Source organism: Pandoraea norimbergensis, assembly GCF_001465545.3.
GTDB lineage: Bacteria > Pseudomonadota > Gammaproteobacteria > Burkholderiales > Burkholderiaceae > Pandoraea > Pandoraea norimbergensis.
Genome location: NZ_CP013480.3, coordinates 579883 through 604969 on the forward strand (window position 1 = coordinate 579883; position 25087 = coordinate 604969).

24 protein-coding genes and 1 pseudogene are annotated in these 25087 nt (G+C 62.1%); 17 read left to right on the forward strand and 8 right to left on the reverse strand.

The features are described 5' to 3' along the window. The first annotated feature begins 137 nt into the window (after nt 1-137). Nucleotides 138-644, forward strand: a complete 507-nt coding sequence (locus AT302_RS02590) for a DUF2971 domain-containing protein (protein WP_157125663.1) — start codon at nt 138-140, stop codon at nt 642-644. Nucleotides 645-973: 329 nt separating this feature from the next. Here AT302_RS02590 and AT302_RS02595 read toward each other — a convergent pair whose 3' ends face one another. Beyond that, nucleotides 974-1342, reverse strand: coding sequence for a hypothetical protein (locus AT302_RS02595; protein WP_058377082.1), 369 nt, complete (start codon nt 1340-1342; stop codon nt 974-976). A gap of 159 nt (nt 1343-1501) precedes the next feature. On the opposite strand from AT302_RS02595, the gene AT302_RS02600 reads away from it, so the two are divergent. Continuing rightward, nucleotides 1502-3322 (forward strand): hypothetical protein, encoded by a 1821-nt coding sequence (locus AT302_RS02600; protein WP_157125664.1) that lies wholly within the window; start codon nt 1502-1504, stop codon nt 3320-3322. Between the two features lie 387 nt (nt 3323-3709). Here the strand turns inward: AT302_RS02600 and AT302_RS27145 are convergent. After that, nucleotides 3710-4650 (reverse strand): annotated as a pseudogene (locus tag AT302_RS27145) (YifB family Mg chelatase-like AAA ATPase); the annotation flags it as partial. A gap of 281 nt (nt 4651-4931) precedes the next feature. Beyond that, entirely contained in the window at nt 4932-5180 is a 249-nt protein-coding gene (locus AT302_RS02610; protein WP_140413415.1) for an accessory factor UbiK family protein, read from the reverse strand. Nucleotides 5181-5564: 384 nt separating this feature from the next. Between AT302_RS02610 and AT302_RS02615 the strand changes: the two genes are divergently transcribed. The 9 genes from AT302_RS02615 (at nt 5565) to ptsP (ending at nt 15502) form a co-directional block, all read left to right on the forward strand. Beyond that, nucleotides 5565-6407 (forward strand): TorF family putative porin, encoded by an 843-nt coding sequence (locus AT302_RS02615; RefSeq protein ID WP_058377086.1) that lies wholly within the window; start codon nt 5565-5567, stop codon nt 6405-6407. Nucleotides 6408-6420: 13 nt separating this feature from the next. After that, complete coding sequence (locus tag AT302_RS02620) at nt 6421-6759, forward strand: P-II family nitrogen regulator (RefSeq protein WP_010804740.1); 339 nt, start codon at nt 6421-6423, stop codon at nt 6757-6759. A 24-nt stretch (nt 6760-6783) separates the two neighbouring features. Continuing rightward, nucleotides 6784-8340: an ammonium transporter gene (gene amt, locus AT302_RS02625; protein WP_058377087.1), complete on the forward strand. Its 1557-nt coding sequence runs from the start codon at nt 6784-6786 to the stop codon at nt 8338-8340. A 290-nt stretch (nt 8341-8630) separates the two neighbouring features. After that, nucleotides 8631-9920 (forward strand): glutamate--cysteine ligase, encoded by a 1290-nt coding sequence (gene gshA, locus AT302_RS02630; protein WP_058377088.1) that lies wholly within the window; start codon nt 8631-8633, stop codon nt 9918-9920. Nucleotides 9921-10416: 496 nt separating this feature from the next. After that, complete coding sequence (locus tag AT302_RS02635; protein WP_157125665.1) at nt 10417-11754, forward strand: helix-turn-helix transcriptional regulator; 1338 nt, start codon at nt 10417-10419, stop codon at nt 11752-11754. A 59-nt stretch (nt 11755-11813) separates the two neighbouring features. Next, nucleotides 11814-12752 carry a glutathione synthase gene (gene gshB / locus AT302_RS02640; protein WP_058377090.1) on the forward strand — a complete coding sequence of 313 codons (939 nt, stop codon included), beginning with the start codon at nt 11814-11816 and terminating at the stop codon, nt 12750-12752. Nucleotides 12753-12932: 180 nt separating this feature from the next. Further along, nucleotides 12933-13346: a PTS sugar transporter subunit IIA gene (locus tag AT302_RS02645; RefSeq protein ID WP_058377091.1), complete on the forward strand. Its 414-nt coding sequence runs from the start codon at nt 12933-12935 to the stop codon at nt 13344-13346. 3 nt (nt 13347-13349) lie between these two features. Continuing rightward, on the forward strand, nt 13350-13619 hold the full coding sequence (locus AT302_RS02650) for an HPr family phosphocarrier protein (protein ID WP_058377092.1): 270 nt from the start codon (nt 13350-13352) through the stop codon (nt 13617-13619). Nucleotides 13620-13765: 146 nt separating this feature from the next. Further along, nucleotides 13766-15502 (forward strand): phosphoenolpyruvate--protein phosphotransferase, encoded by a 1737-nt coding sequence (gene ptsP, locus AT302_RS02655; RefSeq protein ID WP_058377093.1) that lies wholly within the window; start codon nt 13766-13768, stop codon nt 15500-15502. A 114-nt stretch (nt 15503-15616) separates the two neighbouring features. Here ptsP and AT302_RS02660 read toward each other — a convergent pair whose 3' ends face one another. The 3 genes from AT302_RS02660 to gpmA all read right to left on the reverse strand — a co-directional run bounded on the left by AT302_RS02660 (nt 15617) and on the right by gpmA (nt 19334). Next, nucleotides 15617-16369 (reverse strand): HesA/MoeB/ThiF family protein, encoded by a 753-nt coding sequence (locus AT302_RS02660; protein WP_058377094.1) that lies wholly within the window; start codon nt 16367-16369, stop codon nt 15617-15619. A 137-nt stretch (nt 16370-16506) separates the two neighbouring features. Beyond that, complete coding sequence (locus tag AT302_RS02665; protein WP_058380047.1) at nt 16507-18069, reverse strand: S41 family peptidase; 1563 nt, start codon at nt 18067-18069, stop codon at nt 16507-16509. A 518-nt stretch (nt 18070-18587) separates the two neighbouring features. Beyond that, on the reverse strand, nt 18588-19334 hold the full coding sequence (gene gpmA / locus AT302_RS02670) for a 2,3-diphosphoglycerate-dependent phosphoglycerate mutase (RefSeq protein ID WP_058377095.1): 747 nt from the start codon (nt 19332-19334) through the stop codon (nt 18588-18590). Between the two features lie 233 nt (nt 19335-19567). Between gpmA and AT302_RS02675 the strand changes: the two genes are divergently transcribed. The 5 genes from AT302_RS02675 (at nt 19568) to AT302_RS02695 (ending at nt 22568) form a co-directional block, all read left to right on the forward strand. Next, nucleotides 19568-19975, forward strand: a complete 408-nt coding sequence (locus tag AT302_RS02675; RefSeq protein WP_058377096.1) for a rhodanese-like domain-containing protein — start codon at nt 19568-19570, stop codon at nt 19973-19975. Between the two features lie 17 nt (nt 19976-19992). Next, entirely contained in the window at nt 19993-20253 is a 261-nt protein-coding gene (grxC, locus tag AT302_RS02680; protein WP_058377097.1) for a glutaredoxin 3, read from the forward strand. A 69-nt stretch (nt 20254-20322) separates the two neighbouring features. Further along, nucleotides 20323-20829, forward strand: a complete 507-nt coding sequence (gene secB, locus AT302_RS02685) for a protein-export chaperone SecB (RefSeq protein ID WP_058377098.1) — start codon at nt 20323-20325, stop codon at nt 20827-20829. Nucleotides 20830-20909: 80 nt separating this feature from the next. Beyond that, nucleotides 20910-21920: an NAD(P)H-dependent glycerol-3-phosphate dehydrogenase gene (locus tag AT302_RS02690; RefSeq protein WP_058377099.1), complete on the forward strand. Its 1011-nt coding sequence runs from the start codon at nt 20910-20912 to the stop codon at nt 21918-21920. Nucleotides 21921-22010: 90 nt separating this feature from the next. Next, nucleotides 22011-22568 carry an O-acetyl-ADP-ribose deacetylase gene (locus tag AT302_RS02695; protein ID WP_058377100.1) on the forward strand — a complete coding sequence of 186 codons (558 nt, stop codon included), beginning with the start codon at nt 22011-22013 and terminating at the stop codon, nt 22566-22568. On the opposite strand, the gene trmL is transcribed toward AT302_RS02695, so the two are convergent. Further along, nucleotides 22550-23020 (reverse strand): tRNA (uridine(34)/cytosine(34)/5-carboxymethylaminomethyluridine(34)-2'-O)-methyltransferase TrmL, encoded by a 471-nt coding sequence (trmL, locus tag AT302_RS02700; RefSeq protein ID WP_058377101.1) that lies wholly within the window; start codon nt 23018-23020, stop codon nt 22550-22552. The genes AT302_RS02695 and trmL overlap by 19 nt on opposite strands. Nucleotides 23021-23046: 26 nt before the next feature. Next, a complete protein-coding gene (locus tag AT302_RS02705; protein ID WP_058377102.1) occupies nt 23047-23493 on the reverse strand; it encodes a ComF family protein in 447 nt (148 codons plus the stop codon). 534 nt (nt 23494-24027) lie between these two features. Between AT302_RS02705 and AT302_RS02710 the strand changes: the two genes are divergently transcribed. Beyond that, nucleotides 24028-24939, forward strand: a complete 912-nt coding sequence (locus AT302_RS02710) for a methyltransferase domain-containing protein (protein ID WP_058377103.1) — start codon at nt 24028-24030, stop codon at nt 24937-24939. The last annotated feature ends 148 nt before the right edge of the window (nt 24940-25087 follow it).

Consider the following 25087-nt stretch of genomic DNA (forward strand, 5'->3'; position numbering starts at 1 on the left):
GGCAATGACGGTTAACGAAAGTGGCGACTTTCTTCGCAGGTACACCGATCTCCCCTCGGCTTTGGATATCTTGTCTCGCCGGAAATTGACGCTCCTGAACCCGGCAACTTGGGATGACAAAAAACGACGCCTACTTCATGAATCTGTACAAAGAGAGTCAAGGTTTGACGTCGCTCGTCGCCTTGTGCTTTTCCATGGCGAGTGAGACCTATCACCACTGGCGTGTCTTCTCGCACGGAACTGCGGGTGTGTGCATTCATTTCGACAAGACAATGTTGCTCGAGGATCTTGCCAAAGTGGATGGCTGCAAGGCCGATCGTGTTGAGTACTTGAAGATCGGGCAAGCAAAGGACTTGCGAGTCGTACAACTGCCGTTCAGCAAGCGCTGGCCCTATGAGCCTGAGAGGGAGTTTCGAGTGATTGTAGGATCTAAGGACAAAGAATTCGACGTGTTGCCGGTACCAATTTCGGTGCCGTCCATCAAGCACATTACGTTAAGCCCGTGGTTGGCTAAGGAACTGATGCCGTCGGCACGAGACGCGATTAGGACGGCAGCCGGCAAAGAGAAAATCGAGGTAGTTAGGACGTCGCTAATTACCAACGAACGATGGAAGAGTTTCGGCGACGCCGCCGTTATTCGATGACGAGTGCTTGCGCACATGCTCGCAGCAGCGCTGGATCCCATCGCTTGCGAGCATGTGCGAACCGCCATTACGCGACGATGAAAACCGACACTGAACGCTGCATTTCCTCTGCTTGACGGGCGAGTTGTTGCGTCGCTGCAGACGACTCTTCTACAAGCGCTGCGTTCTGTTGGGTCATCTGATCCATCTGCGCAATGGCTTTATCGACCTGTGCGATCCCGTGACTTTGCTCCTCCGACGCCAACGCAACCTCTCAGGGTAGTGTCAATGTGTTGTCCGTGACGGAGACGATGTCTTGCATTGTCCGCCCCGCATCGCCCGCTGACCGATCAGTCCGGATCGCGCGTATCCGCCGGAAGCGGCGTGCAATCTTCCAGCGTCTCGTGTACCTCGATCACGATGGCGCGTGCCTCGTTGAAGGCGGCCATCGAAACAAATCCCGGTTCAAGCAACCGAGCTGCGTGACGCAAGCTCGCAGGCAGCTCTTGCGTACGCACCATCTCTTCGCCATACGGCAGGTCGTCGAGACTAAGCCGTCGGTGTTCATTCGCTTTTTCGAACTCGTCGTCGATATCGCCAGCACATGATCGATAGTCTGACACCGCTTCCTGAATCTCGGCGATGGCTTGCTTCAGTTGCTCGGTCTGCGACGTGTTTGGATTGGCGTCGGCTTCGTAGGGGAATAAAATGTCAGACATCTTCTCACTCCAGTTGTTAAATGGGCGAAGGCCATTCCCGCGCCCGCGGTCGATAAATGCAGAAAAAATCCCGAGTGAAGCAGCGAATCGCCGTTCCACTCGGGAAGGCTGATGCTAGTTGGCCGGGCTTTTTTCGAGAACCGGAAAGGACAAGAGGCGATGAATGCGCCGCCAGATAGCAGATTCGCAACCATCCCGACATACGCAGAGCTGATTGAGGAACTGACCGTTGGAGTTGGGCTGGCGGACTCGCCCTCCCGAAAGTTGTCGACGGCGCGGTCTTGGATCGTCAAGCAGGCTCGTTACGCAACTAAAACTTCCCACCCAGAAAATCGCGGATTGGCCGATGAACTGGTGAAACTGCTGGCGGGTGACGTGCCAGGGTTGGCCACAAGATTGGACGTCTGCCTTCGCCAGTACGAAGGGATGTTGTCGCACCTGCGGGGAAGGTCTCTCTTCACCAGGAGTAGCCATTTATTTGGGCTCGGACACTTCCTGACGGGATGGGTTTTTCCGCAGGTCGCGGTGCTGCTTTGGCGAGGAAAGGACTGGTACGAACCGTCTTCGCCGCTGTTTCACATTTTGGGTCAGCTTCCGCGATTCGGGAGCGAAGACTACGACGTCGTAAGTCGCGTGAAGCAAGCGGTGAGAGCTCAACTGCCGCTAGATGGCGAAGTCTCAACGGCCGATTTCCGCAACGCGTTGAACAAGCTTGATGCCCGATCGGACAAGAAGCTGACCACTATTAATCAGGAGCTAGAGGCGCTTGGCGATGAGCTGCGTCCCCAGATCGATGCCGCGCTGGTAACGAGAGTGGTCTCCAAGGCGCGCGCTGCGTATATCGCGGGCATTGCCGTCAAGCGTTTCCTAAGTCGGCTACAGCGGAAAGCGCCCGGAAATCCCGCGCAGTTCTTCGGCTGGGTTCACTACTACTACGACGTATTGCAGGACCCTGCCAAGGATCCGGAAGGGGGCCGCTTTGTGCGGACCCATTTGCAATTGTTCGACGAATTGATGTCATCGGCTCCGTTCCATGTCGTGGATTCGGACCGAGCGGGCTCGCCCTTCCAGCTATTGGTCGATTGCCATTGGAACGCCGTCGAAGAAATCGCGCCAGGTGAATGCGAACCCCTCGATAAACTTTGGGCGCTCTTATGCGGAAGGAGAGTGAGCTCCGACGCGTTTGCGTCGGCCAGCATGGCGTTCGAGAACCACGCAGACTACGCGATACTGAAGCCATACGCACACGTCACCCGCGCGCGATTTGCCTTGGCGCAAGGAGATGTCGCCAATGCTCTGGCGGGATTCCATCGTGCCTTGGAGCACGCGGATCGTCAGCAGCTCGGCGAGCTAGGCGCGCTCGCCGCTACCAGTGCGATAGCTCTGGAGGTCATGTCTAGTGCGCGTTGGCGTCCCGGTTGTCTGGACCCTTTGATCACGTATCTGGCCCAAACGAAGAAGCAGCGAGTCACGCTGTCGATGGGGTACCCAACACCCTTCTGCATGTTTTCCGAACGTCCCGTCCTAACGGGCTCGGAGGAGTTGGTGCTAGACGCTGTCTTGGAATTCAACGCATGGCATTACGCGACCGTCGAGGGCGTGGAGCGAGTTTCCTGCAATCCGCTCGTTCGGTTCGACGATACGATGGGAATCTTTTTTTCCCACTTTGACCGGGAGTTCGAGCTACACGAGGGCCGCGACCAGGCCATCCAAGTTGCAATCGATCGGACCTTTAGCACGACGGCGAAAGCTCGCACAGTCATACGATTTTTACGGGTCACACCGTATGAGGCTCTACGGGATCTGTGGTTCTACTTGTCCCGACTATTCGGCAGTGACGGCACTGTTCGCTTTGTCGAACTGAACCCGAATCTGGGGCGCTACATTATGCTTCCGGAGAGCGAGGCGGCAGACATATTGCGTGGACTTGATGCTGTTTGTTACAGCATGGACGTTGATAGGTATAACGGGAGCCGATGATTTGGAGCGCCTCCTGTGCCACGTCGGTGCCGGCTCACTCCGTCGGTACCCGGTTCGGCCGCATGCGAGGTGATGTCGGACGGCTGCACTGCGGGGGCGTGGGGGAATTGTCCAGATTAGGAATGGCACCCCGCTGTTTTGATCGTTAGCTTCGGGGCGACGGCCATTGGTCGTCAAGGGCTAGGGAACCAATAGTTTTATTGCGATAAATACAAAATCTTCCATGCATCAAAAAATAAATCATGGTCGGTTTTCGTTTTTTGACTCAAAAGTCGAGGCGACTGCTCGCAACGGAAGGCCTTGAAAAACGTCGTTCTGCATCGGTTAAGGGAGTTGCTGCTCGTCGCATTTATTTCGACTGAGTCGCATTAATTTCGAGAAATGACATCCGCCGCCCACAAGCGCTGCTGCCGATGCCGTGTGATGTGGTGCCCGAAACGGTCGTACACCCCAACGGTCGACGTCGAAACCGGTCGCACTCAAGCTCGCGAGCGTGGCAACTTCCACCGCTTCGGCCGCACTCAACGGCGGCAACAGTGTAGTGAGCCGCATCGCCAGCATCGACTTCCCGGTGCCCGGTGGTCCATGTAGCAACAGATGATGTCCGCCCGCCGCAGCCACTTCGAGCGCGCGCTTGGCGTGGTCCTGACCTTTGATGTCGCTTACGTCGGGCAGGTCTTGATGTCCCCCATCGGCTCCGCCGTGACGTCCGGCCTTGTTGGGTAACTCGGCCTGCGTTGTTTCGGATACCCCGCCGCTCCCAGCATTCGGCATCGCCCGCACCCGCGCCTGCGTGAGCCGCACCGCCATTTCCCCTTCTGCCAGATGCGCACACACATCGAGCAACGTGCGTGCGCCGTACACCGTCGCGGTTTCCACGAGTGCTGCCTCTTGCGCGTTGGCCGCCGGCAGGACAAGTGCCCGTTCTCCGGGCGATGCCGCGACGGCGCTGGCCATCGCCAGTCCGCCGCGAATGGGCCGCAGTTCCCCGTAAGCGACAACTCTCCCGCAAACTCGTGCGTGCGCAACCCCGCCTCAGGCAACTGCCCGCTCGCCGCGAGAATGCCGAGGGCAATCGGCAAATCGAAACAGCCCGACGCCTTCGGCAAATCCGCCGGAGCGAGATTGATGGTGATGCGTCGGGCGGGAAATTCGAAGCGGCTGTTCTGAAGTGCGCAGCGCACACGCTCACGGCTTTCTTTCACCTCGGTATCGGGCAACCCGACCAGCGACAGGCCCGGCAACCCATTTGCCAGATGCACCTCGACCGTGACGGGGTGCGCCGCCATGCCGGTAAGCGCGCGACTGCTGACAACTGCCAATGACATGACATCCCCTTTGCGCAATGGACCGTTGTCGATAGTCACCGACGGCAACGGTGCATCGCAATGCCTTATCGCGTCAAAGGCGCGTCGAGGGGGATATTTCGGAATGCAAGCGAGGGATTTACGGCGAGTGCCGCCTGCCGCTCGGAGACGTCCGAGGGCAGAAGCAGAATAGAAGCGCAATAGCAGCGGAATCGGAGAATGTTCCGCGATGAAGATGGCTTGGGCGGACGGCCCATCGCCAGAAATCACAAGGGGCGCCGCAGCGCCCCTATCTGAATCTCTTAGTCCTGCGCTTCGTTGCGCAGACTTTCGAGCGCCGCGACGCGCTTTTCCAGCGCTTCGAGCTTCTCGCGCGTACGGGCCAGCACCTGCGCCTGCACGTCGAACTCCTCGCGCGTCACCAGATCGAGGCGCGTGAACCCCTGGTTCAGCAGGCTTTTGACGTTGCGCTCGATATCCTTGGCGGGCGATTGCTTGAGCATTTCGCTCACCTTGGCTTGCATGTCTTGCAGGATCTCGTTCGGTTTCATAAGCCTTCCTCTCATCATTTCCCCGCACCAACGTGGTGCTTGCACCGACAGTGTGCTTCGCGCCAGTCGTCCGGCCGTCTCGCCGTTGCAACGTGGTGCACGGGCACAGGGCCGTCAACGTTGGCGCAACTCTATCACCGTTTTCTGCGTCCAGCCAGCGCCCAGGCCCGCCCAGCCGACCCCTGCCCGGGATGGGGCGGGGCTGCCGCCCATCTCAGGCGGCCTAACGCTCCCCGCAATTTTGCCAATTTTTTATCCCGGAATCCGTATCTTGCGCGACGCAGCGTACCTAAACGCAGGAGCTGGCACGGGAGTTGCTCTACCTGTTCCCGGAACCTGCCGCACGCTGTACCAAGACGAATGATTTCAACTTAGGGGAAAGTGATGAATAAAGTGTCGACTGCGATGGCTGGCTGTGTGTTCTTTGGTGCAATGGCATTGACGGCTGGCGCTTACGCGCAGGCCGCCGCCGATGGCAGCGCACCCGCGGCAGCGCCGGCTGCCGCACCGGCCGCTGCTGATGCGGCCGCTGAACCGCTGACGGTGACCGCGAACATCGGTCTGTTCTCGGACTACCGATTCCGCGGCATTTCGCAAACGGGCAAGCGTCCGGCAGTTCAGGGCGGCTTTGACCTCGCACACGAATCCGGGCTGTACGCCGGTGTGTGGGCGTCAAACATCAGCTGGATCTCGGATGGCAACTCGGCGGTCAGCGCACCGATCGAGATGGACTTCTACGGCGGCTGGAAGAAGGAAATCATTCCCGACTGGACCATCGATGTCGGTGGCCTCCAGTACTACTACCCGGGCACGTATCCGTCCGGCACCTTCTACCCGCGTCCGCACACGTTCGAGCTGTACGCGGCAGTGGGCTGGAAAACCATCACGCTGAAGTATTCACATGCCCTCACGCGCCTGTTCGGCCTTGTGGGCCCCAACGGCGAGGACACCTCGGGGAGCGGCTACCTCGACCTGACGGGGACGTATGACACCGGCTTCTGGGGCATTTCGGCCGTCGGTCACGTGGGCCATCAGTGGGTGCATAACTTCAGCGCGGCAAGCTATACCGACTGGAAGATCGGCCTGTCGAAAGACCTCGGCAAGAACTTCTCCGTGTCGGTCGCCTATGTCGACACCAACGCCAAAGAGCAGTACTACACCGCCGCAAACTCGGGCAAAGTGCTTTCCAAGGCCACTGTCGTCGTAAGCGTGTCGAAGACATTCTAAGGAGCGACTCATCATGAAGCTGATTACCGCAATTGTGAAACCCTTCAAGCTCGACGAGGTGCGTGAAGCCCTCTCGAACATTGGCGTGGCGGGTATCACGGTCACCGAAGTCAAAGGCTTCGGCCGCCAAAAAGGCCACACCGAGCTGTACCGTGGCGCAGAGTACGTCGTCGACTTTCTTCCGAAGGTGAAGATCGAGGCGGTAATCGGCGATGCCCTGCTCGATCAGGCCATCGATGCTATCGAACAGGCTGCCCGAACCGGCAAGATCGGTGACGGCAAGATCTTCGTGTCCAACGTCGAACACGTGGTCCGCATCCGTACGGGAGAGACCGGCGAAGACGCGCTGTAAGGTCCTACAAAAGAGACAACAATCATGAAAAAACTGCTTGCCAAACTCTTGCTCGCCGGCGCCTTTATGGGTGTCGTCGGTGCCGCCGGCCTCGGTTCGTCCGTCGCCCTCGCCCAAGACGCTTCGGCGCCTGCCGCCGCTTCGCAAACCGCTACACCCGCTGCCGCACCTGCTGCGGCGGCAACCCCCGCTACCCCTGCCGCCGCACCCGCGCCGGCAGCGGCGGCAACTCCCGCACCGGCTGCGCCTGCCGCTGAGCCGACACCCGTGCCCCCGAACAAGGGCGACACGGCCTGGCTGCTCACCTGCACGGCGTTCGTGATTCTCATGACGCTGCCCGGTCTGGGCCTGTTCTACGGCGGTCTGGTCCGCTCGAAGAACATGCTGTCGGTGCTGATGCAGTGTTTCATCATCTTTTCGCTGGTCGTCGTGCTCTGGTCGATTTACGGCTACAGCATCGCGTTCACCGAGGGCGGGCCATTCTTCGGCGGCTTTGACCGGCTGTTCCTGAAGGGCATGACGCCGGATTCGGTGGCTGCGACCTTCACCAAGGGCGTGAATGTGCCGGAGTACGCCTACATGGCGTTCCAGGCAGCATTTGCCGCCATTACCTGTGCGCTGATCGTCGGTGCCTTCGCCGAACGCGCCAAGTTCTCGGCCGTGCTGCTCTTCACCGTGATCTGGTTCACGTTCTCGTACCTGCCGATGGCTCACATGGTGTGGTTCTGGCCGGGCCCGGACGCCTTCACCGATCAGGCTGCCGCCGACGCCGCAACGGCGCACGCAGGCTGGCTGTTCCAGAAGGGTGCGCTCGACTACGCAGGCGGCACGGTGGTGCACATCAACGCCGCTATCGCGGGTCTGGTCGGCTCGTACATGGTCGGCAAGCGCGTGGGCTTCGGCAAGGAAGCTTTCAAGCCGCACTCGCTCACCATGACGATGATCGGCGCGTCGCTGCTGTGGTTCGGCTGGTTCGGCTTCAACGCCGGTTCGGGTCTGGAAGCCAACGGTGGCGCGGCACTGGCCTTCGTGAACACGCTGCTGGCAACGGCGGCCGCCACGCTGTCGTGGACGGCAGGTGAGTGGATCGGCAAGGGCAAGCCGTCGATGCTCGGCGGTGCTTCGGGTGCGGTGGCCGGTCTGGTGGCGGTGACGCCGGCAGCAGGCTTCGTCGGCCCGATGGGCTCGATCGTGCTCGGCCTGATCGCCGGTTTCGTCTGCCTGTGGGGCGTGAACGGTCTGAAGCGCCTGCTCAAGGCCGACGACGCACTCGACGTGTTCGGCGTGCACGGCGTGGGCGGTATGCTCGGCGCCATTCTGACGGGCGTGTTTGCGGCGCCGTCGCTGGGCGGTACGGGCATCTATGACTACGTGGCCAATAAGGTTGCCCCGGATTACTCGATCGCCGGTCAGGTCTGGATTCAGTTCCAAGGCGTGCTGACCACGCTGGTGTGGTCGGGCGTGGTGGCGTTCATCGCCTTCAAGATTGCCGATATCGTGCTGGGCCTGCGGGTGCCGGAAGACGAAGAACGCGAGGGTCTGGACATCACCTCGCATGGCGAATCCGCCTATCACAACTGATAGACGAGCAAGAGAGGAGTTACTGGCGCCGGTCGGACAGCCGGCCCGGTATTGTGCGGGCACCCCTCGGGTGCCCGTTTTTTTATGCGCCGCCGATTGTCCGGACGATTGTCCGGACGATTGCCCCGCTACCGGCGCTTGCGTTTATCGAATCTGCCCCCATCTTTTCTCATCGCGGCATCGCTCCGCCATCCCCCCAAAGCGCGGTGCCCCTTCACGGGGCATGGCGAACGGCGGGAATGCCAGGCGTTTGCTCTACAATCGATATTCCATCTGGATATGAGAGAAGCATGGTTCCGCATCTCGTCACGGCCCTGAAAGGCCCCCTGCTCGACCTGGAAAAGAAGATTCTCGATGCGACGCCCGCCATCGAGCGCTGGTTCCGGCTGGAGTGGCAGGAGCACACGCCGCCGTTCTACTGTTCGGTCGACTTGCGTAATGCCGGCTTCAAGCTCGCTCCTGTCGATACGAATCTCTTCCCGGGCGGTTTCAACAATCTGGCGCCTGAAGTGCTGCCGCTCGCGGTGCAGGCCGCCATGGCTGCCATCGAGAAGATTTGTCCCGATGCCAAGAACCTGCTGCTGATCCCTGAGCGTCACACGCGCAACTCGTTCTACCTTCAGAACATCGCCCGGCTGTCGACGATCATGCGTCACGCGGGGCTGAACGTGCGTCTTGGCAGCCTCTCGGATGACATCACCGAGCCGACCACGATCGAGCTGCCCGACGGCCAACACGTCGTGATCGAGCCGCTGGAGCGCTCGCAGCGCCGGCTGGGCCTCAAGAATTTCGATCCCTGTTCGATTCTGCTCAACAACGACCTCTCGGCCGGTATTCCGCCGATTCTCGAAGGGTTGCACGAGCAATATCTGCTGCCGCCGCTGCACGCAGGCTGGGCCGTACGCCGCAAGAGCCAGCATTTCTCGGCGTACGACGATGTGGTCAAGAAGTTCGCCAAGATGATCGACGTCGATCAGTGGATGCTCAATCCGTACTTCGCCAAGTGCGAAGGCATCGACTTCGATGAGCGCGTGGGCGAGGAGAAGCTGGCCGACACGGTCGACGCGGTGCTCAAGAAGATCAACAAGAAGTATCGCGAGTACGGCATCACCGAGAAGCCGTTTGTCGTGATCAAGGCCGATGCCGGGACGTACGGCATGGGTGTGATGATGGTGCACGACGCCGCCGAGATCAAAAACCTGAACCGCCGCGAACGCACCAAGATGAGCGTGGTCAAGGACGGTCTCGAAGTGCACGACGTGATCGTGCAAGAGGGCGTCTACACGTTCGAGCGCATCAATGAGGCAGTGGCCGAGCCGGTGGTCTACATGATCGACCGCTATGTGGTCGGTGGCTTCTACCGCGTGCACACGGGGCGTGGCACCGACGAGAACCTGAACGCACCGGGCATGCACTTCGTGCCGCTGGCGTTTGAACACACCGCGTTGCCGGACGTTCACGCCAAGCCGGGCGCTGCACCGCCGAACCGCTTCTATATGTATGGCGTGGTGGCGCGTCTTGCGCTGCTGGCGTCGTCGATCGAGCTCGAACGGACGGATCCGGACCCGGAAACGTACTGATCGGCGAGGCGATGTTGCCACGCGTATCGCCCGCCTGACCTCTGCGAGTGTCAGGCGTGCGCACTGTTCGAATGAGAAGTTTCTGAATTTGAGGCGCTCTGCCGGTGCATGGTCTGCATGCGGCGGAGGCGTTTTTCGCTTCCTGCAACGGGAAGCGGAAATAAAAAGACGCCCGGCTGGCCCCCCGACTAGCCGGGCGTCACATTTACCGGCTGCCTCATGCAGCGGCCGGAAATCGGGGCTTCCCTGGGCGGGCCCCCCCGCAAACCTGTCTCTCCTCGCGTATTCCCCTGTCGCTGGCTTTTCCCCCTTCGTCCCGCTTGTGGCTGATCCGTTGTACCGTGCCGCCGATCTGCTGTTCGAAAGGGCTTTCGCGTCGAGCAATGGCGTGATGATGCGGGCGATCGACGCGGCAAACATCCCCCGAATGGGGGATGTATCTCTGAATTCAGACAGATTAAGAATTTTCCTCGGAATGCTTCGGCGTGGGAGTGACATGGGAATACAGGGGGATTTGCGCGCCTGTCTTCGGCAACTGCACCAGTTGCCGGTATCCACGCTCGATTACCTGCCGATATGGCTCGAGACGTTACGCACGCTGCTATCGGCGGATGCCGTGGCGGCGCTGTGGCACGACGGCGATACCCAGCGATCGACCGCAGGGAACTGGTTCGCACCGCAGTCATCGGTGTCTGCCTGCGAGCGGTTTGCCGCCAGCGGTGGGGCGATGCCGTCGGGTGACGATGCGTGGTTCTCAATGGCGGGCGGTGAGCTGATTCGTGGTCATGCGTGTCGGATCCGCCTGCCGCATCGTGCGGCGCATACCGCCGTTGAGCGCTCACCGACGCTCACCCGCTCCTCGGAACTCGACGCGTGTCTGGGCGATGGCGACGTACTGGATATTTGTCTGATGCCCGTGCTCAGGTATCGGGCCGGCCAGATGGGCGTGGATGCGGTGGATGTGGCTCACCCGGCTGACTTTCCGCAGCGCACGGGCCCGCTGCGCATTCTGGTTTCCCGCGACAAGCCGCATCGGCGCTTTAGTGCGTATGAAGTGCAGATGTTTGAGCATGCCGCTGCGGAATTTGCGATAGTGCCGACGCGTCCCGTTTTGCCGTGGCCCGAGGCCGGGACGGCCGTTTTCCCGGTGTCTGCATTCGGCCGGGACGCCGGTGACGATTCCGTCGACCCGCTTTGTCGCGATATCTGCGGCACACTCGTCTGGCATCACGGACAGCCAGAGTGGGCTGATTCCGCCGCGCTAGGCCTGATGCAGCGCGTGTGGCGAGGCGCTTCCGGCGACGTCTGGCCCGACGCATGTCTTGTCGTACGGCAGTGCCACGCGCTGGCGGCCGAGTTGACCTCGTTGCCGGAAGCGGCCGCACCTTCCATGTCTCCCGAGTTTCTCGTGCCTCCCGCGTCTCCCGCATCCCCAGCACGCCACGCGAATCGACAGGTTGCCTTGCCGGGCGGCACATTACATCTTCAGGCGACCCGTCTGCGCAGCATGAACGGACGCCCCACGGAGCGAGTGCGCATCGCGTTGCACCTTGCCGTGCCTCCGGCGATACGGCTATTGCATCGTCTTTGGGCCACGCCGCTCACGCCCGTGCAGCGCGAAATCGCCATGCGGCTCCTTTCCGGCCAATCGCGCCCGCAGGCGCGCGAGGCTTGCGGCATTGGCGTACAGACGCTTAAAACGCACCTGTCGGCGATGCGCGCCCGGCTGGACCCGGTACGGGACGCTACCTTGCTACGGGGTCTGGGCGGCCCGGGGTGCGGTGTTTCAAACGCATCGGTGCGCAGCGGCAAAACGGCGGCTCGGCTAGAATAGACGCCTGTCGCCGCAGCATGCGGTGTGTGCATCCGAACCTCCAAGACCCCCGCCGATCGATGCAGATTCTCTTTATCGCCGACCCGCTCGACCACTTCAAAATCTACAAGGACACCACGTTCTCGATGATGCGCGAAGCCGCGCGTCGCGGGCACCGCATTTTTGCGTGCGAGCCGCACGAAATGGCGTGGCAGGGCGACAGCGTGGACGCACGCGTGCAGGAGATTCGCCTGACCGGTGATGCTGAGCGCTGGTACGAAACCATCGATACGCGCGTGGCCGCGCTCACGGCTTTCGACGCCGTGATCATGCGCAAGGACCCGCCGTTCGACATGGAGTACATCAACTCCACGTGGCTGCTCGAAATTGCGGAGCGTGCCGGTGCCCGCGTATTCAATAAACCCAGTGCGATTCGCGACCACTCGGAGAAGCTCGCAATTGCCGAGTTTGGCGAGTTCGTCACGCCGACGCTGGTCACGCGCGATGCCGCACGGCTGCGTGCCTTTCACGCGGAACATGGCGACGCTATCTACAAGCCGCTCGATGGCATGGGCGGCACGGGTGTGTTCCGCATTGGCCCGGATGGCCGCAATCTTGGCGCTGTCATCGAGATGCTGGGTGAGAACGGTGCCCGCTCGGTGATGGCACAGCGTTTTATCCCCGACATCAAGCTGGGCGACAAACGCATTCTGGTGATTGGCGGCAAAGTGGTGCCGCACTCGCTGGCGCGCATTCCGCAAGGCAATGAAGTCCGCGGCAACCTGGCGGCGGGCGGTCTGGGCGAAGCGCGCGATCTTTCCGCACGTGACCGTCAGATTGCCGAAACGCTGGCGCCGACACTCTGGCAACGTGGCCTGCTGCTCGTGGGGCTCGACGTGATCGGGGATTACCTCACGGAAGTGAACGTCACCAGTCCGACGTGCTTCCAGGAAATCACGGACCAGACTGGATTCGACGTGCCGAAGATGTTCATCGACGCGCTGGAACTCGCGATCTAAGGCCAGCAAGGGTCTGCGGCCGGTGCTCACGGCTTTGTGACACGTCGGTACAGACCCTAACGTGATGAAAACACGGGGATTTTGCGCGCCTGCTAAAATGAGAGTCCCAAAATCGACAGGCCTGCGTTCGTCGTCGTGTTCGTACCCCGGACATCCCCGGCGCTCGGCGTGCCTAGCATCATGGCTGGAATTCTGATCATTGCCCACGCACCGCTCGCGACAGCCCTTCGCGAGTGTGTTTCACATATTTACGGCGGCTGTCCGGCGCGCATCGGCGCGATCGACGTTGCTCCCGATCAGGACACGGCGGCGCTGCTCGGCGTTGCCCGCGAACGGCTCGCGCAACTGCACGAAGAAAACGGCGTGCTGGTGCTCACCGACCTGTTTGGCGCTACGCCGTCGAACATCGCGGCGCAACTGGTCGGGCCGAAGGTGCGGGTGCTCGCGGGGGTCAACCTGTCGATGCTCATCAAGTCGGTTTGCTACCGCTCGGTGCCGCTCGATACGCTGGCTGAAAAGGTGCTTGCAGGCGGATCTAAAGGTATTCTGGAAGTCGGCGCAGGTGCGCCGGCCATACACTCTACGTCACACTGAAACATGCTTCGACAAGAAACGACGATCGTAAATAAATTGGGCTTGCATGCCCGGGCATCCGCAAAGCTGACGCAACTGGCGGCGAAATTTCAGAGTGAGGTCTGGCTGACCCGGAACGGTCGGCGAATCAACGCGAAGAGCATCATGGGCGTCATGATGCTGGCGGCCGGCATTGGCTCGAAAGTGGAAGTCGAGACCGAAGGTACGGACGAACAACAAGCCATGGACGAGATCCTGGCCCTCATCGCGGGCAAGTTCGGCGAAGGGGAGTAAGCGCGTTGTTATGGCCAGCGGCGAGTCCGGCGGCGCTTTGCAGGCGCGTCGCCAACGGGGCAGCCCAAGCGCCATCCAAACGCCGGAATCGGGCCCGCACCGGCCCGGAGGATCGAATCATCCGCCTTTGAACTGGGGAGACTTCCTTGTCTTTCACCCTGCACGGCATTCCCGTCTCGCGTGGCATCGCGATCGGCCGCGCCTATCTTCTGGCGCCCGCAACGCTCGATGTCCCGCACTATCTGCTCGATCCGTCCCAGATCGACGACGAAATCGCGCGCTTTCGCAAAGCGCAGGCGAGCGTCCAGCAAGAACTCGATACCCTCAAGGCTGAACTCCCCGACGATGCGCCGGGCGAGATGGGGGCGTTTCTCGATGTCCATTCCCTGATCCTTAACGACACGCTGCTCGTCGACGCCGTCATCAAGCTCGTGCGCGAGCGCCGTTACAACGCCGAGTGGGCACTGACCACGCAACTGGAAGTGCTCGTTGCCCGCTTCGAAGACATCGAAGACGAGTATCTGCGTGAACGGCGTGCCGATATCGAACAAGTGACCGAGCGTGTGCTCAAGGCACTCGCCGGGGCGCCCGGCATCCGGCACGTGGTGGCCGAGACGCCGCGCGACGACATGATCGTCGTGGCGCGCGATATCGCCCCCGCCGACATGCTTCAGTTCAAGTCGCAGACGTTCAAGGGCTTTGTCACCGACCTGGGCGGCAAGACCTCGCACACGGCGATTGTCGCGCGCAGTCTGGGCATTCCGGCATCGGTCGGCGTGGCGCAGGCCAGCCTGCTGATCAAGCAGGACGACATCATCATCATCGACGGCGACCACGGCATCGTGATCGTCGATCCGGCACCCATCGTGCTCGAAGAGTACAGCTACCGGCAAAGCGAGCGCGCGCTCGAAGACCGCCGGTTGCAACGGCTCAAGCACTCGCCGGCACAGACCATCGACGGCACGCCCATTGAGCTGCTCGCCAACATCGAGCTGCCGGAAGACGCGAAGACAGCGGTGGCCGCTGGCGCCGTCGGCGTGGGGCTCTTCCGCACGGAATTCCTCTTCATGAATATGGAAGAGGCGCCGGAAGAGGAGGAACAGTTCGAGGCGTATAAACGCGCGGTCGAGTCGATGAAGGGGCTGCCGCTCACGATTCGCACCATCGACGTCGGGGCCGATAAGCCGCTCGACAGCCACGAGTCGTACGAGACCGCGTCGAACCCGGCGCTGGGCTTGCGTGCCATTCGATGGAGCTTGTCCGAGCCGCGCATGTTTCTCACGCAGTTGCGGGCGATTTTGCGCGCGTCGTCGTTCGGTCAGGTGCGAATCCTGTTCCCGATGCTCGCGCACGCGCAAGAGATCGACCAGACGCTCGAACTCGTGCGCGAAGCCAAGGCACAGCTCGATGCGGCCGGCCTGCTTTACGATCCGGGCGTGAAACTCGGCGCGATGATCGAAGTGCCCGCCGCCGCGCTCACGGTGCCGATGTTCCTCAAGCGGCTCGACTTCCTGTCGATCGGCACGAACGATCTGATTCAGTACACGCTGGCGATCGACCGGGCCGACAACGCGGTGGCCCATCTCTACGATCCGCTGCATCCGGCCGTGCTGCGCCTGATTGCCATGACGATCCGCGAGGCACATGCGTATGGCGTGCCAGTCGCCGTGTGCGGTGAGATGGCCGGCGATCCGACGGCAACACGCCTGCTGCTGGGCATGGGCTTGCGCGAGTTCTCGATGCATCCGAGCCAGTTGCTTCAGGTCAAGCAGGAGATCCTGCGCGCGCATCTGCCCGATCTCGAGCGGCCGGTGCAGGAACTGTTAGCGGCAACGGAGCCCGAGGAAATGCAGGCGGCACTGGCGCGTCTCGCGGTCGCGTAGTTTTTCGATCCGTCAAAAAAATGCGGGCCCCCGGTAACGGGGTGCCCGCATTTTTTATATCCGGTCAGCTTCGCGCGTGAACTCTCGGAATCGGCACAAAAAAATAGGTGCCGTTCAGTGACGCTGTCCGCAGACCTTGCATTCAGGATTGCGCGCGCAGTGCATCGTGTGCCAACTCATCTTGCGGCTGTCGAGCATCAGCAGACGGCCCACCAGCGGCACACCGACACCCGTGATGACCTTGATCGCCTCGGCAGCCTGCATGCTGCCGATGATGCCCACGAGCGGCGCCAGCACGCCCATGGTGGCGCAGGCTTGCTCGGGGAACGGCTCGTCGGCGGGGAAGATGCATTCGTAGCAGGGTGACGTGTCGTTGCGCACGTCGAACACGCTGATCTGGCCATCGAAGCGCAGCGCGGCGCCCGAGACCAACGGCACCTTGGCCGCCACGCACGCGCGATTGACCGCATGGCGCGTGACGAAGTTGTCGGAGCCGTCGAGTACCACGCTCGCCGTCTTCGCCAGCGCGGTGAGGCGAACTTCGTCCACACGCTCGTTGACGACGTCCACCACCACACCCGGATTGATCTGAGCGATGCGATTGCGGCCCGAGATCACCTTCGGATGACCCACGCTGTGGGTGTCGTGCAGGATCTGGCGTTGCAGGTTGGTGAGATCGACATCGTCGTCGTCGATCAAGGTAATGCGCCCGATGCCCGAGGCCGCCAGATAAAGCGCGGCAGGCGAGCCCAGACCACCGGCGCCCACGATCACCGCGTGGGCGGCCAGCAGGCGCTCCTGGCCCTCGATACCGATTTCATCGAGCAGGATATGGCGGGAGTAACGCAACAGCTGATCGTCGTTCATCGCAAAACGGAGAAGCCTTTTGGCCACGGTAGGGGGAGTGCGGCCGTCGGTGGACGAAGCGGCGGGATGACGCCCGCGCGGCAATAAAAAAACCGTGCCGGCTTTCGCGGGCACGGTTCGTAGTGTAAGGCGGATGCTTACTTCTTGTCCGTCGGCTTGGCGGGCACGACCGTATCCGTCTTCGGATCGGTCTTGGCGCCGGCAGCCGGGGCGGCGGCCGGTGCTGCCTTGGCATCCTTCGGCAGCGGACCGGCATTGGCTTCCAGACGCGACTTCGTGCGCTGGACCGGTTCGCCCTTCAGTTGATGCACAGCCTGCTGGAGCATGAAGTCATCGGCGCTGCCCAGATCCGGCAGACGCTCCTGGCTTTCCTTCTTGCGTTCTTCCGGCGTCTTCTTGGCGTTCTCTTCCTCGAGACGGCGCAGCTCTTCCAGGCGGCGGGTTTCGCGAGCGTCGATTTCCTTCTGCTCGTCCGGCGTCTGCGTGTTGTGCAGGTGGTTCTGGTAATCGATTTCGCGCGTTACCAGCACGTCGTCCGGGTCACCCTTCGGATTCTGATCGACCGGCACGTCCGGCTTGATACCGATCGACTGGATCGAGCGGCCGCTCGGCGTGTAGTAGTACGCCGTGGTCAGACGCAGTGCCGTATCCGGCGAAAGCTGACGCACCGTTTGCACCGAACCCTTGCCGAACGTCGTCTTGCCCATGATCAGCGCACGCTTCGAGTCTTGCAGTGCACCTGCCACGATTTCCGAGGCCGACGCCGAGTAGGCGTTCACCAGCACCACCATCGGCACCGTCTTCCAGATCGGGGCTTCGCCCTTGAGCGGATCGTCCGGGCTGGCCGAGAGGCGATAGTTGTCGAACGTTGCCGTGTACTTCTGCTTCGCGTCTTCGATCTGACCGTTGGTCGTCACGACGGTTGCGCCGTTTTGCAGGAACGCTGCCGACACGCCAACTGCGGACTGGAGAATGCCGCCGCCGTTGTTACGCAGATCGAGAATCAGGCCCTTGACCGGTTGATCCTTCGACAGTTCTTGCAGCTTCTTGGCCAGGTCCGGCACCGTGCGTTCCTGGAAGCTGGTGATGCGCACGTAGGCGATACCCGGCTCCAGCAGCTTGCCTTTGACGCTCTGCACGCGAATTTCGGCGCGCACGATCGACACCGGGAAGGTGCGTTCGTCGGACTTGCGGTAGATGGTCAGCGTGACCTTGCTGCCCGGGGCGCCACGCATGCGCTTGACCGCCTGGTCGAGCGTCATGCCGCGTACCGGCTTGTCGTCAATGCGGGTGATCAGGTCGCCGGGCTTGAGGCCGGCCTTGAATGCCGGGCTGTCTTCGATCGGGGTGATCACCTTCACGAGGCCGTCTTCCTGCGAGATCTCGATGCCGAGACCTGCGAAGCGGCCACGCGTCTGCTCTTGCAGCTCTTTGTATTCTTCCTTGTCGAGATACGACGAGTGCGGGTCGAGGCTCGACACCATACCCTTGATGGCTGCGGTCAGCAGCTTCTTGTCGTCGACCGGCTGGACGTACTCACGCTTGATCTGACCGAACACTTCGGCCAGCAGTCGGAGCTGCTCGAGCGGTAACGGTGTGGTAGCGCTCTGTGCGGACGCCTGCGAAAACGCGAGGGTGGCAGCCGCACCGGTCGCGAGGCCCAGCACGATCAGGCCGATGTGTTTGAGGGTTTGGCGCATATAGGCGTGGAAATTCCGGATTTTTTCGGGGCGCCCGCCAATGGGCGCGCGCACTTTGGCGAAGTATAACCGTTTGCCCGCAGGGCGGACATTGCCCATTCGACAGGGAGTTTTCCGGAGAGGTTCTCAGAAAAGTTCCAGTCAATGCGTCCTTTGCGTGAATTTTCCATGAAGTGTGGCCCGATAATGCGTTGCAATGGCAGGCAGGATGCGCCAAACGGCCCGGGTGGCGTGGCTGCGCCATGCCGGCAAATGCAGGGCAAACGGTCATATGGACGTGTTACACCGTATTACCGCTACGGGTTTGTGCGCAGTGCGTATGACGCACGAATGGCGTGGGAATGTCGCGATGGTGGCAGGGCAATGACGGATCAACGGCGAGCCAAGGGCATCTGCGTTGCGGCGTGAATGGCAAACGGGCCATCGGAACACCGAGGTGTCGCGACGGCCCGTCCTGAACGGCGCGCACTGCGAGTGCCGTGCGGAGTGCCGTGGGTTTTGCGGCGATTTCCAGCGATTTACTTCGACTTGCCCTGCGCGGCGACAGCCGCCAGTGCACCGGCGATCTTGTCCTGATCGCCCAGGTAGTAGTGGCGAATCGGCTTGAGATCGGCGTCCAGTTCATACACGAGCGGCGTGCCGTTCGGGATGTTCAGGCCGGCGATGTCGTCGTCCGAAATGTTGTCCAGATGCTTGATGAGCGCGCGCAGCGAGTTCCCGTGTGCGGCGACGAGTACTTGCTTGCCAGCACGCACCGCCGGGGCAATCGATTCGTTCCACAGCGGGAGAACGCGAGCGACGGTGTCCTTCAGGCACTCGGTGAGCGGAATCTCTTCGCGCTTGAGCTTGGCGTAACGCGGGTCGTTGTACGAGCTGCGGTCGTCGTCGGCGGCGAGCGGGGGCGGCGGTGTATCGTAGCTGCGGCGCCAGACGTGCACTTGATCGTCACCGTACTTTGCGGCGGTTTCGGCTTTGTTCAGGCCGGCCAGCGCACCGTAGTGACGCTCGTTTAGGCGCCAGGTGTGAACGACGGGAATCCACATCTGGTCCATGGCATCCTGCACGTGCCAGAGCGTGCGAATGGCGCGCTTGAGCACCGAGGTGTAGGCCAGATCGAACGCGAAACCGGCTTCGGCGAGCAATTTGCCTGCCTGGCTGGCTTCGGCAACGCCCTTTTCGGTCAGGTCGACGTCGACCCAGCCGGTGAAGCGATTTTCCTTGTTCCACGTCGATTCGCCGTGGCGGATGAGAACGAGCTTGTACATGAGCAGCTTCAGTCAGAGTTGGAAAGCGGGGGCAGCCGGGAGGCGCGAAAGCGGTTCGTGGCACCCCGCGCAGCACCGCCCAGTATGGGCGTAGCAGCAGCGGACCGGGGACGATCGAGGGGGCGGAAAAGCCGCCGCCGAGGTCCGGCGCAACGATTGGCAACGCGACCCGTCGGCGCAATCTCGGAATATTTTATAATGATCGGATTCTTTTGATCTTTTTCAGGTGGCTTGTGAAGTTCTTTGCCGATTACACCAACCTCGCGCTGATCGCCATTGCCCTCGTTTCGGGCGGCATGCTGGCATGGCCGGTTTTCAAGCGCGGCGGTCGCGGTCTGTCCACGATCGAAGCGACGCAGCTCATCAACCGCAAGGGCGCCGTGGTTCTGGACGTGCGCTCGATAGAGGAATTCGCCGGCGGCCACTTGCCGTCCGCGCGCAACGTGCCGCTCGACGACGTGGAACAAAAAGTCGGGCAAGTCATCAAGAATAAGGCAGCACCGGTACTTATCGTGTGCAAGAGCGGTCAACGCTCGGCGCGCGCCCAGACGTTGCTGCGCAATCTCGGCTATGCCGAGTCGTTCAGCCTCCAGGGCGGTCTTGCCGCTTGGCAGGAAGCCGGCTTGCCGGTCGTAAAGTAATCGAGGAGTTGCCAGTCATGCCGAAGATCGTGATGTACAGCACGCAAGTGTGCCCGTATTGCCAGATGGCCGAGCGCCTGCTGCGCCAGCGTGGTGTTCAGGAAATCGAGAAGGTTCTGATCGACAAGGACCCCGCGCGCCGCGAAGAAATGATGACGCGCACGGGCCGTCGCACGGTGCCGCAGATCTACATCGATGATCGCCACGTCGGGGGCTATGACGATCTGTCGGCACTCGATCGTGCCGGTGGCCTCGCGCCGCTCTTGCAAGCCGCCTGATACCACCTGCAAAATAGTCAGTCCGCCCAGCCGCGCCTTTGCGCGGCTGTTTTATCCCAAGGAAAAGAAATGTCCGACCAGAATCAGCCGTTTTTCAGCATCCAGCGCGCCTACCTGAAAGATCTGTCGCTTGAGCAGCCGAACTCGCCCGCGATCTTCCTTGAACAGGAAATGCCGACGGTCGAAGTGCAAGTGGACGTCGCCGCCGAGCGTCTGGCCGATGAAATCTTCGAAGTGGCCGTGATCGCCACCGTGACGGCAAAGATCAAGGACAAGGTCGCGTTCCTGGTTGAAGGCAAGCAAGCCGGCATTTTCGAAATCCGTAACGTGCCGGTCGAACAACTCGATCCGCTCATCGGCATCGCCTGCCCGACGATCGTGTACCCGTACCTGCGTGCAAACGTGGCCGATGCCATCAGCCGTGCCGGTTTCCAGCCGATCCATCTGGCCGAAATCAACTTCCAGGCGCTGTACGAACAACGTCTGGCACAACTGGCTGAGCAGCAAGCGGCCAACGGCGAGACGCCGGCCCCGGGCATCGTGATGCCCGACGGCTCGTCCGCCAAGACTCACTAAGCGCTCTCGCGCTTGATCGACGCGATGGCCAGCAGGGCGCTTAGCTGCGTGAGCCAAGCCATTGCGTCGAGGTCCCCCTCATGAAAATTGCCGTATTCGGTGCAGGTGCCTGGGGCACCGCAATGGCGAGTCACATGGCAGCACGCCATGACGTTGTTCTCTGGGCGCGCGACGCGGCGCTCGTGAAGCAACTGAGCGCCTCTCACGAAAATTCCACTTATCTCCCGGGTGCCGCGCTGTCGCCGCGTTTGCGCTTCGATGCCGATTTTGCGAACACGCTCGCGCACGGTACGGGCGAACGGGCACTGTGCGTTGCCGCCGTTCCTGTTGCGGGATTGCGCGCGTTGGCCGGTCATCTGGCTGCGGCCGCACATCCGCCGGAACATCTGATCTGGTTGTGCAAGGGCTTCGAGTCCGATACGGGGCTGTTGCCGCATCAGATCGTCTCTGACGTATTCCCCGGCGTTGCCGGTGGTTCGTTGTCCGGCCCGAGTTTTGCGCGCGAAGTCGCGCAGGGGTTGCCGGCTGCGCTGACCATCGCGAGCACCGTGCCGTCGTTGTGTGAATTGACCATCGACGCGTGCCATTTCGGCGCGCTTCGTATTTATTCGAGCGACGACGTCATCGGCGTTGAAGTCGGTGGCGCCGTGAAGAACGTACTCGCGATTGCGACGGGTGTCGGCGACGGGCTTGGCCTGGGACTGAACGCACGCGCCGCACTGGTGACGCGCGGGCTCGCCGAGATGACCCGGTTGGGTGTGGCGTTGGGCGGCAAGCCCGAGACGTTCATGGGCCTTGCAGGCATGGGCGATCTGATTCTGACGGCGACTGGCGATCTGTCGCGTAACCGTACGGTCGGTCTGCAACTCGCGTCGGGCAAGTCACTCGATGACGTGCTCGCGTCGCTGGGGCATGTCGCTGAAGGGGTACGCTGCGCACGTGCCGTGCGTGACCTCGCGCGAGCTCACGGTGTGAGCATGCCGATTACCGATGCGGTTTGCGCGATGCTGTTCGACGGGTTGCCCGCCCGGGCCGCTGTCGAAGCGCTGCTGCGTCGCGATGCGCGCGCCGAGCGGGAAGACGACGCTTAATGGTGTATCGCGTTGTCTCGCTGCATCGTTGTAACGCTGTAATCCTGCAAGGCTGACCGCTGCCGACCTAGCTACAAGGGAGTTCTGCCCATGTCGCAAGTTGCTCGTCTGAACGCCTCTCAAGGCGACATCACACAGTATCCGGTCGACGCCATCGTCAACGCAGCGAACGAATCGCTGCTGGGCGGTGGCGGTGTCGACGGTGCGATTCATCGTGCGGCCGGCCCGGAACTCCTCGAAGCCTGCCGTAAGCTGCGTGGATGCGCGACCGGTCAGGCGAAGCTCACCCCCGGCTTTCGCTTACCGGCGAAGTTCGTGATTCACACGGTTGGGCCGGTCTGGCACGGTGGCGCGCGCGACGAGCCCGCGCTGCTCGCGAGCTGCTATCGCGAGAGCCTGCGTCTGGCGGCGGAGAGCGGCTGCACGAGTGTGGCGTTTCCGGCGATCAGTTGCGGTGTCTACGGTTACCCGGCGGAGTTGGCTGTGCCGCTGGCGGTCTTCGCGGTGCGTGACGCCTTGCCGCATTTCCCCACGATCCAGCGGGTGGAGTTCGTCTGCTTCGACACTGCGATGCTGCAACGGTATCGCGACGAACTGGATGCGCTGGATGAAGCCAGCGGCCGGGGCAGTCAGGACCCGCCTGCGTAACCCTGCTGACGCCACGCCTCGAAGACCACGACCGCGACAGTATTCGACAGGTTCAGGCTGCGGTTGTCAGGGCGCATCGGCAGGCGCACACGCTGTGTGGCCGCGAAAGTGTCGAGCAATTCCGGCGCGAGGCCGCGTGTCTCGGAGCCGAAGATGAACCAGTCGCCCGGTGCGAACGACAGTTCGCCGAAGGGGCGCGAGCCACGCGTGGTCAGCGCAAACATCCGCGCCGGGTCCGGCGTCTCGGTACTCACAAAACTCTCCCAATTGCTGTGCACCTTCATGGCGGCGTACTCGTGATAGTCGAGGCCGGCGCGGCGCATGCGCGCATCGTCAAGCGGAAAGCCGAGGGGTTCGATCAGGTGCAGACGTGCGCCGGTATTGGCGCAGAGGCGAATGACATTGCCGGTATTCGGTGGAATTTCCGGCGAAACGAGAACGACGTTGAACATGGTCGAGGAGCAGTCAGGGGGCAAGGTTATTCGGACGCCGGTGTACGCAGGACCACGGCAGCGAGTACGTAGGTTGCACCAGCGCGTTTCAGGGCTTGGGCGGCAGCATGGCAAGTCGCGCCTGTGGTCATCACATCGTCGATCAGAACGACGCGATGTCCTTGTACCCGGTCGCTCGCCACAAAGGCATCGCGCAAGTTACGTTGCCGGGCGTCGCGCGTGAGGCCGCGTTGCGCCGTGGTCGTGCGTTCGCGCCTGAGCCATCGGGCGCTGGCGGGACGTTGCACCTGCCGGGCCGCAACGCGCGCGAGTTCCCAAGCTTGGTTGAAGCCGCGAGCGGCAAGTCGCGCGTGCGCCAATGGCACGGGCACCAGCAATGTCTGCGCATCACAGCGCGACAACACGGCGTCACCAAGGCGTTCGCCGAATTCGCGCGCCAGTGGCAGCGCGCCATGGTATTTCAGACGAATCATGAGCGCATCGAGCGGCGCTACGTAATCTGCAAGGGCAATTGCGGCGTCAAAGGCGGGTGGACGCCGCAGACAGGTGCCACAAATCACTCGGGAGGTGCGGCAAATTGTCGCACCATCCGGGGGTAAGCTGCCACCGTCTTGCGCCAGTGTCGGCGGCATCGCCACTGCACACCGCGTGCAGCGAGCCGGTGCCTGCGTCCGGTCCACGTCGAACGCCATGGCACATCGCGCACAGAGCTGCCGCGGTGCCCGCGCCTGACAAACTGCGCAGTGGTCGGGCAGGGCGACCCCCAGCAGCCTTTGTGCGAGGCGGCCAAGCGTGGGAAGGGTGTCGCGGAGGATCGGCAAGGCGGTATCGGACGATGACGTGGCAGAAGCCGATGTTGAGCAACAACCGGCAGATTCGCTGTCGGGCGTGCAAAAACAAAGGCAATAGGACGGCAGTGAAATTCGGGTGAAAGGGCGCCGCACGGCGCTGCCCGATGCAGTCGGACAGCTGCGAGTATACTGCCGACTCGCCTTTTTGCCCGTCCCATGAAGCCTGCCGCCGCCCCCCCGTCCCCGTTTTCTGCCCGCTTTTTGCGGACCGCGTTCGACCGTCGCGCAACGAAATGGGCCGACGCCGATTTCCTGATGCGAGAAGTCGCCTCGCGCCTCGCGAGCCGGCTCGACTACATCAAGCTGAAACCGAAACGCGTGCTGGACATCGGTTGCGGCACGGGCGGCGACCTGCTGGCCTTTGGCGAGCGTTATCCGGATGCCTACCGCGTCGGCCTCGACGCGTCGTACGGTATGGTCAGCGCAGCGGCGGCGGCGGGCGCGACGACCGGCTGGCGCCGTTTGCTGCGCAGCAGCCCGCCCTATGGCGTGGTGCAGGCCGATTTCTCCGCGCTGCCGTTCGCGCCGCGTGCCTTCGACCTCGTCTGGTCCAACCTTGCGCTGCACTGGTATCGCGAGCCGCATCGCGTGATTCCCGAATGGCACCGTGTGTTGAGTACCGATGGCCTGTTGATGTTCTCCGCGTACGGCCCCGACACGCTCCGTGAATTGCGGGCGGCGTGGGCCGAGGTCGACGATGTGCCGCACGGACTTGAGCCGACCGACATGCATGATCTGGGCGACATGATGGTCGCGAGCGGCTTCGATACGCCCGTGACCGACATGGAGCGGCTCACGCTCACGTTCGAGACGCCGGATACCTTGTTGCGTGACGTCCGGTTGCTGGGCGTCAATCCGTTGCCGGAGCGTCGTGGCGGCCTGACCGGACGTGCCCGGATCGCCGCACTGCGCGCCGCGCTGGAGCGTCAGCGCGGGAGTGATGGCACGATTTCGCTGACGTTCGAACTCGTCTACGGGCACGCGTGGAAGGTGCCTGAAAAGACGGACGCTGCCGGCAATGCCGTGATCCGTCTGCAAGACATTGGACGCGGCGGCCGTCCGCGCTGACCCGCTTCTTTTCCCCGCCTCGCCCTTCCTTTTAATACGCCGCACCCTGCGTCCTACATGAGCATGCAGGTGTTCGGCGTCGATGCCATTCGCTTAAATGACGCTTCACGGCGTGCATGAGCGAAAGGTTTCTCGCATTTCGATCTGC